15 protein-coding genes and 1 pseudogene are annotated in these 14,942 nt (G+C 39.7%); 12 read left to right on the forward strand and 4 right to left on the reverse strand.

Annotation, left to right across the window (positions count from 1 at the left end):
• Nucleotides 1-461: 461 nt before the first annotated feature.
• Entirely contained in the window at nucleotides 462-1,112 is a 651-nt protein-coding gene (locus NSQ59_RS04760; protein WP_340829716.1) for a GntR family transcriptional regulator, read from the reverse strand.
• Nucleotides 1,113-1,248: 136 nt separating this feature from the next.
• Between NSQ59_RS04760 and NSQ59_RS04765 the strand changes: the two genes are divergently transcribed.
• The 7 genes from NSQ59_RS04765 to ltrA all read left to right on the forward strand — a co-directional run bounded on the left by NSQ59_RS04765 (nucleotide 1,249) and on the right by ltrA (nucleotide 9,519).
• Nucleotides 1,249-2,049, forward strand: coding sequence for a transporter substrate-binding domain-containing protein (locus NSQ59_RS04765; RefSeq protein ID WP_340829718.1), 801 nt, complete (start codon nucleotides 1,249-1,251; stop codon nucleotides 2,047-2,049).
• Nucleotides 2,050-2,086: 37 nt separating this feature from the next.
• Nucleotides 2,087-3,232, forward strand: coding sequence for a saccharopine dehydrogenase family protein (locus NSQ59_RS04770; RefSeq protein WP_340829720.1), 1,146 nt, complete (start codon nucleotides 2,087-2,089; stop codon nucleotides 3,230-3,232).
• Between the two features lie 39 nt (nucleotides 3,233-3,271).
• Entirely contained in the window at nucleotides 3,272-3,922 is a 651-nt protein-coding gene (locus tag NSQ59_RS04775) for an amino acid ABC transporter permease (RefSeq protein WP_055738404.1), read from the forward strand.
• Between the two features lie 14 nt (nucleotides 3,923-3,936).
• Nucleotides 3,937-4,692, forward strand: coding sequence for an amino acid ABC transporter ATP-binding protein (locus tag NSQ59_RS04780; protein ID WP_055738405.1), 756 nt, complete (start codon nucleotides 3,937-3,939; stop codon nucleotides 4,690-4,692).
• A 298-nt stretch (nucleotides 4,693-4,990) separates the two neighbouring features.
• Nucleotides 4,991-5,338 carry a hypothetical protein gene (locus NSQ59_RS04785; RefSeq protein WP_340829723.1) on the forward strand — a complete coding sequence of 116 codons (348 nt, stop codon included), beginning with the start codon at nucleotides 4,991-4,993 and terminating at the stop codon, nucleotides 5,336-5,338.
• Nucleotides 5,339-6,652: 1,314 nt separating this feature from the next.
• Nucleotides 6,653-7,615 carry a bile acid:sodium symporter family protein gene (locus NSQ59_RS04790; protein WP_340829725.1) on the forward strand — a complete coding sequence of 321 codons (963 nt, stop codon included), beginning with the start codon at nucleotides 6,653-6,655 and terminating at the stop codon, nucleotides 7,613-7,615.
• 644 nt (nucleotides 7,616-8,259) lie between these two features.
• Nucleotides 8,260-9,519, forward strand: a complete 1,260-nt coding sequence (gene ltrA, locus NSQ59_RS04795) for a group II intron reverse transcriptase/maturase (protein ID WP_055737770.1) — start codon at nucleotides 8,260-8,262, stop codon at nucleotides 9,517-9,519.
• A 76-nt stretch (nucleotides 9,520-9,595) separates the two neighbouring features.
• Here ltrA and NSQ59_RS04800 read toward each other — a convergent pair whose 3' ends face one another.
• A complete protein-coding gene (locus NSQ59_RS04800; RefSeq protein ID WP_235950811.1) occupies nucleotides 9,596-10,072 on the reverse strand; it encodes a sigma-70 family RNA polymerase sigma factor in 477 nt (158 codons plus the stop codon).
• A 302-nt stretch (nucleotides 10,073-10,374) separates the two neighbouring features.
• Between NSQ59_RS04800 and NSQ59_RS04805 the strand changes: the two genes are divergently transcribed.
• Together NSQ59_RS04805 and NSQ59_RS04810 are read left to right on the forward strand one after the other, a co-directional pair.
• Nucleotides 10,375-10,896: a competence protein ComK gene (locus tag NSQ59_RS04805; protein WP_340829729.1), complete on the forward strand. Its 522-nt coding sequence runs from the start codon at nucleotides 10,375-10,377 to the stop codon at nucleotides 10,894-10,896.
• A 301-nt stretch (nucleotides 10,897-11,197) separates the two neighbouring features.
• Nucleotides 11,198-11,890: a DUF899 domain-containing protein gene (locus NSQ59_RS04810; RefSeq protein ID WP_340829731.1), complete on the forward strand. Its 693-nt coding sequence runs from the start codon at nucleotides 11,198-11,200 to the stop codon at nucleotides 11,888-11,890.
• A 33-nt stretch (nucleotides 11,891-11,923) separates the two neighbouring features.
• Here the strand turns inward: NSQ59_RS04810 and NSQ59_RS04815 are convergent.
• Together NSQ59_RS04815 and NSQ59_RS04820 are read right to left on the reverse strand one after the other, a co-directional pair.
• A pseudogene (locus tag NSQ59_RS04815) lies at nucleotides 11,924-12,151 on the reverse strand (hypothetical protein); the annotation flags it as partial.
• Nucleotides 12,152-12,485: 334 nt separating this feature from the next.
• Nucleotides 12,486-12,689: a hypothetical protein gene (locus tag NSQ59_RS04820; RefSeq protein WP_340829733.1), complete on the reverse strand. Its 204-nt coding sequence runs from the start codon at nucleotides 12,687-12,689 to the stop codon at nucleotides 12,486-12,488.
• Nucleotides 12,690-12,716: 27 nt separating this feature from the next.
• Here NSQ59_RS04820 and NSQ59_RS27890 point away from each other — a divergent pair, with 27 nt between their 5' ends.
• The 3 genes from NSQ59_RS27890 (at nucleotide 12,717) to NSQ59_RS04830 (ending at nucleotide 14,870) form a co-directional block, all read left to right on the forward strand.
• On the forward strand, nucleotides 12,717-12,905 hold the full coding sequence (locus NSQ59_RS27890) for a DnaD domain protein (protein ID WP_445669234.1): 189 nt from the start codon (nucleotides 12,717-12,719) through the stop codon (nucleotides 12,903-12,905).
• A gap of 88 nt (nucleotides 12,906-12,993) precedes the next feature.
• Nucleotides 12,994-13,707, forward strand: coding sequence for an MOSC domain-containing protein (locus NSQ59_RS04825; RefSeq protein ID WP_340829734.1), 714 nt, complete (start codon nucleotides 12,994-12,996; stop codon nucleotides 13,705-13,707).
• A gap of 407 nt (nucleotides 13,708-14,114) precedes the next feature.
• Nucleotides 14,115-14,870 (forward strand): SDR family oxidoreductase, encoded by a 756-nt coding sequence (locus NSQ59_RS04830; protein ID WP_340829736.1) that lies wholly within the window; start codon nucleotides 14,115-14,117, stop codon nucleotides 14,868-14,870.
• Nucleotides 14,871-14,942 lie beyond the last annotated feature (72 nt).

Raw genomic sequence — 14,942 nt, forward strand, 5'->3', positions numbered from 1 at the left:
AAGAACTAGAAAATCCTTAGGAGAAAAAAATCAGTGCAGGTAATAGTGAATACATACTGATGACATCCCCATAAACTACAGGATAACGTTGCCAATTAGCTGAATCTGTCTCCAATATACTTGAGAAATCTCTTTTAAATAATAAAAAAGCTGATTCTCTTATTTCGTTTAAGAAATAAATGATTCAGCTTCATTTTTTACCTTTTCTTACCTACTTCAAAATAAAGACGGCCAGTAGACTGAATAAAAGAAACTTTTACCTTTCTTCCGTTGGCGGTAAACTTTTCTGGAACATCACCTTTGTTACAATAATTCCAAACTCGAGTTGCATCTTTACCGAAGTACAGTGTTTATTGTAAAGGGTTTCTCAGTTATAGAAATGATTACCTTGAAATTAGTGGATGTACATGGAAATACTCTTGCTACGGCAAGTGTATTTCCATGTTCCCCACTGCATCCATCTACCATCCCATATACTTACTAACCTGTGCATGCCTAACCAATTCAGATTGCAATTCTTCTTGCTCCCCACTTTCTAGTAATTGAATAATCCTCCGATGTTCATTAGGACTTTGGGCGATCTGGAGGTTATTGTCGTGATCGAAAAATTGGTCGTAAAAGATTAAATAGATATTGGTTTTGTCTAGTAGTGTTTCGGCAAATTCGTTGAAATACTGATTATTGGCTTTTTGGACAATGGATAAATGAAATTGCTTGTTAATAGAAAGATATTGTTCTATGTCTTTTTTATAGGATGCAAGTTCTTCCTTCTCCACGAGCTCCTGCAAAAGCATAATGTCCTTTGGTGTTATGTGTCCAATGGCGATTTCCGCTGCTGCACTTTCGATTACTGCCCGTGCGTGGCAAATATCCTTTATTTCCTCATGCGATGGATTGGCGATATACGCTCCCCGGTATGGAATCATGTCAACTAAACCTTCTTTGGCCAATTGCTGAAAGGCTTCTCGGATGGGTGTCCTGCTAACCTGCAGTTGTTTGGAAATATCCGTCTCTATAAGCTGGAATCCAGGAGTCATTTTTCGTTGGAAAATGGCTTCTTTTATATGCTGATATACCCTTTGTTTTAAGGAGAGAGACTTTTCAATCGTCAATCTATGTACCATCCTTTCTAAAATGGTGTCAACAAAATTTTATTTAATATTATGAAAGTTAGTATAATTTAAGACTCGTATCAATAAAATTGTAGTACAAAATTGTTCTACATTTTGAAATAGAGGAGGGATAGCTGTGAGGAAATTTTCGATTCTCGCTTTATTTGCTGTACTTGTATTCAGTTTGCTTGCTGGTTGTGGCAAGGATGATGCAAAGGGGAATTCGAAGGAAAAGGTGCTTTCAAGAGTAAAAGACTCAAAGGTTCTGCGGGTTGGATTTGAAGGTACATATCCACCATTTAACTTTTTAGATGATGATAATAAATATGATGGATTTGATGTCGACATATCGAATGAAATTGCCAGTCGGTTAGGGGTGAAGGCAAAGTTCATCGCTACTAAATGGGAGGGTCTGATTGGCGGTTTGAAGGCGGATAAATTTGACATCATTATTGGGCAAATGTCTATTACGGACGAACGAAAGAAAAGTGTGGATTTTACAGACCCATACGTTGTGACAGGATCGGTCCTCATTACTAGGAAGAATCAAAATGATATTTCCAAGCTTGAGCAAATTAAAGGCAAAAACGTAGGGGTTGGCGGAGGAACAACCTTTGAAAAAGTGGCCAGAAGTGTGAATGGTGCCAATGTTCATTTATATAAAACGGTGAACGAATATATACAGGATTTAATCAATGGACGTTTGGATGTCATCATCAATGACCAGCTATTGATGAGCTATAACATTCAAAAAGAAAAGCTTCCGATTAAAATTGCCAGTGATATCGTCAATAAAGATAGTATTGGGATGGCTGTGAAAAAAGGGAATGAAGATTTCGTGAAAGAATTAAATCAGGCATTAGCCGACATGAAGAAAGATGGAACCTATAACAAGATTTATAAAAAATGGTTCGGAACGGATCCGTTAAGTGAGTGAGATAGAATTCAGTAAAGAAGAAATGAGGAGATAAACAATGCTAGCAGTTGTGTTAGGAACCGGTATGATTGGTACGACCGTTGTGAAAGAGCTTGCGAGTTGTTCAGTCATCCACAAGGTTATTGCTGTGGATGCCATCGAATCGAGTGTCACGAAATGTCTTGAGATTGCGGAGAACAAAAAGGTTGAAGGAAAGGTAGCGGATTTACATTCAGAGGAAGCGATTTATGAGGTACTAAAAGGAGCGGATGTGGCCATTGCTTGCCTACCGCATTCACTAAGTTTATCTGCAGTTAAAGCAGCTATTTCTGCTAAATGCCATCTTGTCGATTTAGTAGGTTCGCAATTTGAAAGAAAGCTAGAATTAGAGGAAGAAGCGAAAGCGGCAAATGTACTGGTCGTACCAGGCTGCGGGGTTGCTCCCGGAATAACCAATTTTCTTGCGGCACAGGGGATCGAGATGTTAGATGAGGCTGACGAGGCTATCATGATTTGCGGTGGAATTCCGAAAGATCCATTGCCGCCGTTATGGTACCAGGTTGTCTTTCGATTGGAAAGTGTAATGGGGCTTTATACACGTTCCGCATTGGCGGTTGAAAATGGAGAGCTGATAAGACTTGAACCGTTATCAGGATTGGAACGACTGTCATTTCCAGAACCTGTGGGTGATTGTGAAGCGGTCATTACGGATGCCCACAGTACCGCTTATACGTTAAGAACAAAGGTCAACAACCTATATGAAAAAACCGTTCGATATCCGGAGCATTGGAGTAAAATGAAAACGCTCGCAGAGTTAGGGTTTTTAGATGAGAAACCAATCGTGGTAGAGGGAATCGAAGTGAGTCCGCGGAAAATGACAGAGGCGATTTTAGCTCCTCAATTAAAAGGAAAGTCCAATGAGGATATTACCGTTGTTCGGGTTACGGTGAAAGGAATAAAAAATGGGAAGCCAACTGAGTATGAATGGGAAATGGTTGATTTTTACGACCATAACCGCAATATAACTTCGATGGCAAAGACTACTTCCATACCTGCTATGCTGATGGCGAAGTGGATCGCGGAAGGAAAGATAGGAGAGCGTGGTATTGTACCGCCTGAAAACATCATTGTTGGAGAACGTTTCCACCCTTTTATCGAGGAATTAGCAGAGTATGGAATTCATTTTACTTTTACGAGCAAGTGATGGTGCTATTGAAGATGATAAGGAGGAGGGGAAAATAGGATGTCATTACTAGCTGAATCATTGCCGCCATTATTGACTGCCACACTCATGACGATTGTGTTAGCTGTGGTCTCGATGCTTATTGCATTGGTTCTAGGATTCTTTACGGCACTTGCCAGAATTTCTAAGATCAAAGTACTTAAAGCTATTGCTTCTATTTATGTATCTATTTTCCGCGGAACGCCTCTATTGGTACAAATATTCGTGATTTATTATGGTTTGCCGCAGATCGGTATCCAGTTAGAACCGATACCGTCCGGAATTCTTGCTTTAAGCTTAAATGCAGGCGCCTATTTGTCGGAATCCTTCCGGGCAGCGCTTATTTCCGTGGATCGAGGCCAGCATGAAGCTGCCGTTTCCTTAGGAATGACATACGGTCAGATGATGCGAAGAATTATTATTCCGCAAAGCATTCGAATTGCGATTCCAACGATGTCAAATACCTATATTATTTTGATAAAGGATACGTCACTTGTATCTGTAATAACGGTGACAGAACTACTGCAAATGTCTTCCCTCATCATTGCCAAAACCTTTGAGCCGCTCACCATTTATTTAATTGCAGCGGCCATTTACTGGGTTGTCATTACAATCTTCACTGTCCTATTAGATCGATTGGAGAAACGAACTTCGAAACACGTAGTTCAATAGAGGAGGGAAGTAGATTGGAGGTTATTAAACTCGAAAATATTACGAAAAACTTTGGTAGCAATGAAGTACTACAACAGATAAATTTGACAGTGAATAAGAGTGAGGTTGTCGTTATTATGGGGCCAAGCGGCTCTGGTAAGTCGACGCTCCTTCGATGCATGACGTTTCTGGAGGAGCCTAATTCAGGTATCGTTCGTATCGGTCAAACGGAAATGAAAGCTGGAGAAAAGATGAATGGTGAGCGGAAAAGACTCATTCGAAGCATCCGCCAAAATACGGGTTTTGTCTTTCAACAATTTAATCTATTTCCGCATAAGACAGCCATTGAAAATGTAATGGAAGGCCCGCTTATTATCAAAAAGATGCCAAAGGAAAAAGCAAAGGCCTTTGCTTATTCCCTCCTCGAAAAGGTAGGATTGTCCGATCGCTGTGATCACTATCCATCCCAGTTGTCTGGAGGTCAGCAACAGCGTGTCGCGATTGCCCGGGCACTATCCATGGAACCGATGGTGATGCTATATGATGAACCCACATCAGCATTAGATCCTGAGCTTGTGCGAGAAGTGTTGCAGGTGATGAAGGATCTCGCGAAGGAAGGGATGACCATGGTTGTCGTCACTCATGAAATGGGATTTGCACGAGAGGTTGCTGATCGAGTGCTATTTATGGCGGATGGAGTAATCGTAGAGGAAGGGACGTCCGATCAGATATTTAGCGCACCAAAGGAAGAACGAACGAAAAGGTTTTTGCGTGATGTGAAGACGGTGTAGGGGAAGGTAATAGATAGCTTGGATTGATTTCCGGGCTATTTTTTTATCGTCGAGGAAATTATAAAACTTAACCCTGTGGATAACCTGAAACTAGCTGCAGCGCTTGCGTATTTTTTTAGTAGGAACAAAGAGGCGGCGATTCCCCCTTAATACTTTTTAATACTGAGGAAGGCTTCTGGTGTGTATCTTTTTTCCTCCATGTTACTTCATTGCAGGTAATTCATCTTACTTGTGTATAAACCTAGTCCCATTTTACCTAAAGGCACATATACTAACTTGAATAACAAGGAGGGATAGAATGGAACGGCAAATGAAATATGGAAATTATCCAAATCAAGGCTACCATCATGGACACGGAACCTATCACCCAGGTCAAGGGTACCATCATGGGCATGGCACCTATTACCCAGGTCAAGGCTACCATCATGGACATGGGACATATAAACCTGGTCAAGGCTACCATCATGGACACGGTACCTATTACCCAGGTCAAGGCTATCATCATGGGCATGGAAGTTATCACCCTGGTCAAGGTTACCATCATGGACATGGCACCTATATTCCTGGTCAAGGTTATCATCATGGACAAACCGGATACTATCCAGGTTATGGCGTTCACCATGGTCAAGGAACATATAGTCAATAGGGGGGACAACGGGGGACGGTACTCAAAGTCCCCTAATCTTATTCAAGGCAGGATAAAGTCTAGTACATAAGAAATTTATAAAAGTGGACGGAATTAAATGTCTGGGGTATAAACTTTTCACGAAAATAGTTTGGAAGATTCGCTAAGTGAAACTCGGACGGGAAAGTGCCGAAAACTAAGCCTGAACGGTAACAATAGAAGTAGTATCGTGCCCGAAATCAAGCCCGAAGAAGGAATATGGTAACAATAGAAGTAGTATCGTGCCCGAAATCAAGCCCGAAGAAGGAATATGGTAACAATAGAAGTAGTATCGTGCCCGAACCCAAGCCGAAGAAGGAATATGGTAACAATAGAGGGAGAATCGTGCCCGAACCCAAGCGCGAAGAAGGAATATGGTAACAATAGAAGTAGTATCGTCCCCGAACCCAAGCCCGAAGAAGGAATATGGTAACAATAGAAGTAGTATCGTGCCCGAACCCAAGCCCGAAGAAGGAATATGGTAACAATAGAAGTAGTATCGTGCCCGAAATCAAGCCCGAAGAAGGAATATGGTAACAATAGAAGTAGTATCGTGCCCGAAATCAAGCCCGAAGAAGGAATATGGTAACAATAGAAGTAGTATCGTGCCCGAAATCAAGCCCGAAGAAGGAATATGGTAACAATAGAAGTAGTATCGTGCCCGAAATCAAGCCCGAAGAAGGAATATGGTAACAATAGAAGTAGTATCGTGCCCGAACCCAAGCCCGAAGAAGGAAAATGGTAACAATAGAAGTAGTATCGTGCCCGAAATCAAGCCCGAAGAAGGAATATGGTAACAATAGAGGGAGAATCGTGCCCGAAATCAAGCCCGAAGAAGGAATATGGTAACAATAGAAGTAGTATCGTGCCCGAAATCAAGCCCGAAGAAGGAATATGGTAACAATAGAAGTAGTATCGTGCCCGAACCCAAGCCCGAAGAAGGAATATGGTAACAATAGAGAGAGTATCGTGCCCGAACCCCCGTGCGAATCTGGAAAAAATGGTCACCAAAGTGGCAATATGATGACCAACCCCAACCCCAAACCCGAAGCAAAAATACGGTCACCAAAAATCACTTTCCATCAAATAATGCAAAAATACAAGATTAATTGTACTAATATTCGATAATTTTGTAGAAAAATTGTTGAATAATTCTAATTATATTGTAAAATAGGATTTACTTTTAAAAATTTGTGTTAGTGTTCTCCTTTGTTGCTAGATTTTCCCCTCTTAAAAGCTACTAAAGGAGATTCACCAACTCATAACCAGATTTAGAGATAGTCTAGGAGGTAAAGTATGAAGGTAATAGAAAAAGTAAGTGGATTCGCAGGCAAGACATTTACATTTTGGGTGATTATTGTAGCCGTTTTGGCTTATATGTTTCCGGGAAATTTCAAATGGATAGGCGGATATGTTGTCCCGCTGCTGGGGATTGTCATGTTTGGTATGGGGCTTACTCTTTCGGCATCTGATTTTAAAGAGGTATTTCGCAGACCAAAAGAGGTGGCACTGGGAGTTGCGGGGCATTTTATTATAATGCCGGTATTAGCATTTTTATTAGCGGTTGGATTACATTTACCGAAGGAGGTAGCTGTGGGTGTTATATTAGTTGGATGTTGTCCAAGCGGAACTTCCTCCAACGTGATGGTGTTTCTAGGTAAGGGGAACGTAGCATTAGCTGTTTCAATCGCATCCGTTTCCACCATTCTGGCACCTATTTTGACACCGCTGCTTATTTTGTTGTTTGCCAGCAAATGGGTACATGTTAGTGTTGGATCTTTGTTTTTGTCCATCGTACAAGTTATTATTGTTCCTTTATGTTTAGGGTTTATCATTAAGAAATTTTTTGGCAGACAAGCTCAAGCGGGAACGAAGGCAATGCCGCTTGTTTCGGTTATTGCAATTGTCATGATTGTTTCTGGTGTAGTTGCTGGAAGCCAGGCGCAAATTGCGAAAACGGGCTTACTCATTTTTGCCGTTGTTGTTTTACATAATGTTCTTGGGTATTGTTTAGGATTTTTCTTTTCCCGTCTATGCGGTATGGATTTAGCAAAACAAAAAGCGGTTGCCATGGAGGTTGGGATGCAAAATTCCGGTTTAGGGGTTGCGATTGCCTCTGCAAGTTTTTCCCCATTGGCAGCTGTCCCAAGTGCTATTTTCAGTGTATGGCATAATATTTCAGGCTCCATCCTAGCGTTTATCTTTAGTAAAATGGAAGATAAGAAGACAGAAGAAGAAGTAAAGAAAATTGCTGGGTGAGTGACAGTGTTTACATCAACGAAAGAATAATATGCTTTTTTTACAAAATCAACCTCGAATGGAACGAGGTTGATTTTATGATTGTGCGCCCGGCATGGGTGTAGTCTCTAGGGTGAAAGTCCCGAACTGTGAAGGCAGAAGTAGCAGTTAGCTTAACGCAAGGGTGTCCGTGGTGACGCGGAATCTGAAGGAAGCGAGCGGCAAACTTCCGGTCTGAGGAACACGAACTTCATACAAGGCTAGGTATCATTGGATGAGTTTGCAATACAAAACAAAGTCCTTTCTGCCGAAGGTGATACAAAGTAAATGAAGCAGATAGATGGAAGGAAAGATTGCACTCTTACCCGGGGAGGTCTGGTTGATACGCCAAGTACACTTGGTAACCTATCTAGTAATGGATAGCTGAACAATCAGAAGTCAGCCGAAGTCGTAGTACTTGGTTTGCTCGAGAGAATCAAGGAAGGACTGAACCATTTTAGGAGAACAAACACTCGGCAAACGGTTCTTTATGTATGAAAGCAGAAAATTCTTACGGAACCTACCTGAAAGGAAGAAATGGTGAATTCCATGGGGGACTTCGGGAGGGCTTAGTAAAGAACCCACTTAATGAGAATGTATTGTTCACGTAGAAAGGATAAATCTCAATGTTAATGGAACGAATGCTGTCACGGGAAAATCTTTTATTGGCATTAAAGCGAGTAGAAAAGAACAAAGGAAGTCATGGAGTAGACAATATGTCCGTAAAAGACCTACGAAGACATATTCTCGAAACGTGGGATACACTTAAAACATCCTTAATGGAGGGTACTTATCAACCTTCTCCTGTCCGTCGGGTTGAAATCCCAAAACCGAACGGTGGAGTAAGGTTATTAGGTATCCCAACCGTGACAGACCGTTTCATCCAACAGGCGATTACTCAGATTTTAACCCCTATCTTCGACCCGACTTTTTCAACACAGAGCTATGGTTTTCGACCAAACAAACGAGGTCATGACGGTGTTAGACAAGCGAAGAAATATATCGAAGAGGGATACCGATGGGTAGTCGACATGGACTTGGAGAAATTCTTTGATAAAGTCAATCATGATAGATTAATGCGGACTCTATCCAAAAGGATTCAAGACAGAACGCTCCTATCACTAATTCGGAAGTATCTACAGTCTGGCATTATGATTAATGGAGTCATAACGAAATCCGAGGAGGGTACGCCCCAAGGTGGACCATTAAGTCCTTTACTCTCCAATATCGTTCTAGATGAACTAGACAAAGAGTTAGAAAAGAGAGGGCACAAGTTTGTCCGATACGCAGATGATTGTAATATCTACGTAAAATCGAGAAGAGCCGGAGAGCGAGTAATGGACTCGATTACTACTTTCATTGAATTTACTCTAAAACTAAAGGTGAATCGAGAAAAGTCAGCTGTAGACAGACCTTGGAAAAGAAAGTTTTTAGGTTTTAGCTTCACATTTCATAAGAAACCGAAGGTGCGGATGTCAAACCAAAGTATTCAACGTGTCAAGAAACGGATACGAGAATTAACTTCAAGGTCAAAACCAATTCCAATGGATTATAGAATAGAGAAGCTGAATCAATATTTGATTGGCTGGTGCGGATATTATGCATTAGCAGATACACCCACTATTTTCAAAGAATTAGACGAATGGATTAGAAGGCGTCTCAGAATGTGCCAATGGAAAGAATGGAAGAAACCAAAAACCAAAGTAAGAAAACTCATTGGATTAGGGATTCCAAAAGAGAAGGCATACGAATGGGGAAACTCTAGAAAGAAATATTGGAGAATAGCCAGAAGCCCAATCCTACAGAAAACCCTCACAAACTCCTATTGGGAGATGCGAGGGCTGAAGAGTCTTTATGTGAGATATTCTCAACTACGTCAGACATAAATGGAACCGCCGTATACGGAACCGTACGTACGGTGGTGTGAGAGGTCGGGGGTTAGTCACCTCCTCCTACTCGATTTTATTTACATTCACTAAGTACCGTCATCCTAATCTTCTCCAACGCTCCCTTTTTCCACTTCTTCACCGCAGATGGCGATACTTTTTCATATGCCGCAAGTTCAGCAGAATTCATCCCCAAGTAAAATGTAGCCACAACCCACTTTTTCTGATTATTCGTTAGTCCCTCACAATACGCTAATAAGGTATCTTTTTCTAACGGCTTCACAGCACCTTCGTCAAATTGAATGTCCCAAAACTCTTCTTTCGGATAAAATTGTCTCTCCTCCACTTTTGAGCATCTTTTTATTTCACTTAACAATCTCCCCTTCATCGTCATATAGGCATAGCTTGTAAACGATCCTTTGCTCGGATCGAATTTTTCCTTCGCCTCCCACAGTGCAATCAAACCTATTTGAAAAAATTCGTCATAGTTTTTGTAAATTCGTAAGGAATGCAAAATATGATGAATCATCGCTTCGTATTCTTTCATTATCATTTGGAAATCTTCCATTCGACAGACCTTTCACAAAAGGCGCCTTTTGTCATGTATTCCCGGGTTAAGTCCACCATATCGGAAAAAATTTGTCTGTACGAATCAAGATTTTGGTAAAATCCATGTTGAAAATAAGAGATAATGATCTTTTCTTGCAGAGAAATGGATAGTTTCCAGCGATTCAACCGTAAATAATAGCCCTTTTTTATCTATTAAAAAAATTAGGAAAATTTATATAAAAATATGGATTTAAGTGGAAAATTATAGTATACTATACCCATAAAAGGGAAAGGGAGGTTATGAGATTGATAGAACTGAAAGACTACATCGTGACAACTGACACGGTAGCACTAACAGAAATCTATCATCCAGAACTAAACACAAAAATTTATGATTTAAATGGTATTTATTACTCAAAACAAACGATGAAGGAGATCCTGAAGAAGTCATGTGACAGATATGGTGCCTCCTATCAAGGACGAATTGAAACCGTTCGTAACATATTCTCTTATTGGAGAAGGACCCCATTGATGATTTATCCTGAGTTGTTTTTATATGCGTTTCCTACTAAATCACCGGAAGACTTTACGTGCAGGTGGATTTTTCCTGCCCATATACAAACCCACATTATAGAAAATAATCACCTCTATGTTATTTTTAAAAATGGAATGAAAGTAGAGCTAAATTGCTCTCTTAACACATACATAAAGCAAAGAGAAAGAACTGCCCATTGTTTAACCCATTATTCTGTGCATGGTCCTGGTCGTGATCCTCAGAATAACAGTACGGATATTAATGGATTGCGGTTTGATAGATGGAATAAGTAGATTAGAAAAAGGCAAGCTCTCCTATTCTGAAAGAGCTTGTCTTTTTTTTTGGAAATTCTTCTTTTTAAAAAATGGCTCTGTTAAATTTAAATGTTGATTTTTATATAGTAATTAGGATACCCTCACAAATTCGTTAAGCTCTCCCATTCTTTTCCGACTAACGGTACCCGTTACTTTAAGCACATCTTTTAACAAACTTATAAATCTTAAGCATCTGCCGATTAATGAAAGAAATGAAAAGTATATCAAGTTATTGAATGGATAGAATAAGCGGGAAAAAGTGAGATGATGAGGTGTTGCTATGGAACATAAAGTTTTACCAAGGAATGAATGGATCGAAGCGAGAAAAGAACTTCTACAGAAAGAGAAAGAATTTACGAAGTTGCGGGACGAACTCACGCAACAGAGACGAGATTTGCCGTGGGAAGCTGTCAGCAAGTCTTACACATTTGACGGTCCCAATGGTAAGATGTCACTCGCAGACTTATTTGATGGAAGAAGTCAACTAGTTGTGTACCATTTTATGTTCAATCCCAGTTGGGATCAAGGCTGCAAACATTGTTCTTTTTGGGCGGATCATTACAGTGGGATGATTCCGCATCTAAACCACCGTGATGTCTCTTTTGTCTGTATATCCCGTGCACCATTAGAAAAGTTGGAAGCATTCAAAAAACGAATGGATTGGACATTTCCTTGGTATTCATCAGGTCATACGGATTTTAATTATGATTTTCAAGCATCTTTTACCGAAGAAGAAGTAGAGAAGGAACAAGCATTTTACAATTATACAATGCAGAATCCTATGAGTACCGACAGGGAGGGCGTAAGCGTTTTTTACAAAGATGAAGGAAATAATATATTTCATACTTACTCGACCTACGCTCGTGGTATTGATATGATGAATATCACTTATCAGTTTCTCGATTTAGTGCCGAAAGGTCGGCAAGATGATCGTGGACTGCGGCATCGTGATCAATATGTTCCAAAAGTATAAACGAGGCGAGGGAGGACCTCGCTTTTTTTTCATTTAATTTAATATCAGAGTTAAACTAAATTGGCTGATAGTTGAGAAGCACTGTACAGCCAATTTTGATAAGAGTAAGCTATCGTAGGTATCTGTCATTTCAAAAACAAATGATGATAATAGAAAATCTTTAATATTGTGCTTTGTGTTTTCGTTACTGCGACTATCAACAAACAAAAACCTGGCTAAGTAGATGTCAAGGTACTTGGTTGCTACACCTTTGAATCGGTTTTCCCTATATACATAGTGAAGACAATTTATTAAGGGGAGTAGTAGCATGAACAAATTTATGAAATGAACTCATTTTTTGATTGAATCGAAACTAATTCTATTTCAACTGCAGCAATGATTCTTTGGCATACGTTAATGAATATCAACAATAAATGTGGTTGGAAAAAGGAATTTTTGGTTTCACGAACGTTTATCGAAGCAAAAACAACTTTGAAAAAGGATGCCTATTATACAGCAAGAAAGCTTCTTCAGGAAAAAGGTAGAATTGGATTTAAGGAACAGGGGTCAAAGGCAACGGTATTTTTTTTATCCCTTTTGCGGAAGAAAAGAAAATTCAGTCGGAATTTGCGACAACTTCCACATCAGAAAGCCCGACACCATTCCAGAAAATTTCCCAGACAATAATCCCGACATCCGATGAAAATCCGACACCATCCCAGACAGCAAACTCGACAACGAATCCGACACAAAGCGCGAACATTCTTAAACAAAACAAATGAATGATGAATACATAAAAGTGAAGGATTGCTATGAACAAAGCTTTGGAATGATTACTCCGTTCATCATGGAAGAGTTATCGAAGTGGATGGACGACCTGAGCAGTGAAATGGTTATCGAGGCTATGCACAGATCGGTGGAGAAAAATAAGCCATGGGCATATGCGAGGAAGATCCTAAAAAACTGGTGTAAACAAACTAAAAAACGGAATATTCCGAGTATTATCATCAAGAGGAAAGTTAAAGAAGGATTCTGAGGTAGGATGCCGAAAATAGGGATTATCAGTAATACTGTTTTTCTTTTTAACAACAGTTTGGAAAGATCAAAAACAGGGATGTGAAACTTTGGATAAAAAGAATGAACTTGTAGGGAGAGTCAAGGAAATCCGGCGGTTTCCTGTAAAATCAATCTTAGGGGAATCTTTAACATCCGTTTCCATTGATCAACGAGGTCTCTTTGGAGACCGTCTGTGGGCAATAAAAAATGGGAATGGAAAGTTTGGGAGTGGTAAGACAACACGACGTTTCCAGCAGATGAAAGGATTATTTAATTTTAGAGCCAGATATGAGGGGACTACTCCAATTGTAACGATGCCTGATGGAACGGATTATCGGGGTGATCATAATGGTGTAAATGAGGCATTAACGCAGTGGTTAGGTTTTCCAGTAACCTTGGCACGTGAAGAATCAATATCTCATTTTGATGAAGGACCAATAAGTATCATTACAACTTCTGCGTTAAATAAGTTGAGTCAAGAAATAGGAGAGCCAGTAGACCCTCGTCGTTTTCGAGCTAATATTTTAATTGATACAGCATCAACAGGATACTTTGAAGATGATTGGGTAGACCGATTAATGAAAGTTGGACCGAACGTTATCATAAGAGTTGTGGCCCTACTCCAAAGGTGTGTAATGGTGAACCAACCACAGGAGGAACTAAAACAGGATGTTCGGATACTGCGTAACTTGGTTAATAATCATGATGCAACGTTTGGTGTTTGGGCTAAGATTGAATGTAATGGTGAAGTAAATGTTGGAGATGAGGTAATCTTTCAATAATTCCATGGTTGTTTCATTAATGTGGATATTCCTTTGATATAAATGCATCTAAAGATTTAATTTTTATTTTACCTGTGGGACACAAGCTGTTAATCACGGTGATTACAGCTTTTATTTTCATTAGTAGTTTGTTAATATCAACATTAGAGATGTAAAGAGAGGGGAATCTAGATTCCATATGTGGAAAACCTTGTAATGATTAATTAACTGGATAGAGACAGTATGCTTTTTCCATAAATATTATGGGTGTGGTCTGTCTATCTTTAATCATTCAAGGGATACATGATGTGGAGTTATAAACGCCCCATTCACTAAGCAGTTACCTTTGTGTATCTGCTTTTTATTTTTGGAGGAAATCTACATCTCTAATAACACAATCATCGTTCCCTTTATTAGGAGGGATTTTAATGACTAATAAACAGGATAAAATTGCAATTATCACAGGTGTGGGTAACCAAAGAGGAATAGGTGCTGCTGTATGTCGCAAGCTAGCTTCTCAGGGTTTAGATATTTTCTTTACTTATTGGAATTCTGATTCTGAATGGGCAGATATATTTCAACGTGAGATTTCGGCAAGGGGAGTTCGATGTGAGGGATTAGAAATTGATTTATCTAAGATGGATTCTCACCTATTCTTATTGGATGAAGTTTCAAAAAAATTAGGGTTTCCTTCTATACTAATCAATAATGTAGCACATTCCGTTGATTCGGGATATATGGATTTAGATACAAAGACATTAGATGAACATTACAATGTAAATGTTAGAGCAACTTGTCTTCTTTCTGTAGAGTTTGCTCGTCGTTTCCAAGAAATGAATAGAATGTGGGGACGAATCATTAATTTAACATCTGGTCAAGACCTTGGTCCTATGCCTGGAAATTTAGCGTATGTAGCAACAAAAGGAGCAATCTCAGCCTTTACACTTTCTTTATCAGCTGAGCTTGCACCTTTAGGTATAACAGTAAATGCAGTAAACCCAGGACCAACAGATTCTAATTGGATGACGGATGATATAAGAAAATATCTTCAACCTAAATTCCTAATGGGACGTATTGGACTGCCGGAAGATGCTGCACGCATTATTGCATTTCTTGCTAGTGAAGAGGCAAATTGGATAACAGGGCAGGTTATCCATTCGGAAGGTGGATTTTATCGAAGTTAGTTATTAATTGATTAGATAGTAAATAAGGAACTTGAGCTAAAGAATCAGTCGCCATTTTGGCGGCTTTTTTTA

It is taken from the genome of Margalitia sp. FSL K6-0131 (assembly GCF_038008735.1).
Classification (GTDB): domain Bacteria; phylum Bacillota; class Bacilli; order Bacillales; family Bacillaceae_C; genus Margalitia; species Margalitia shackletonii.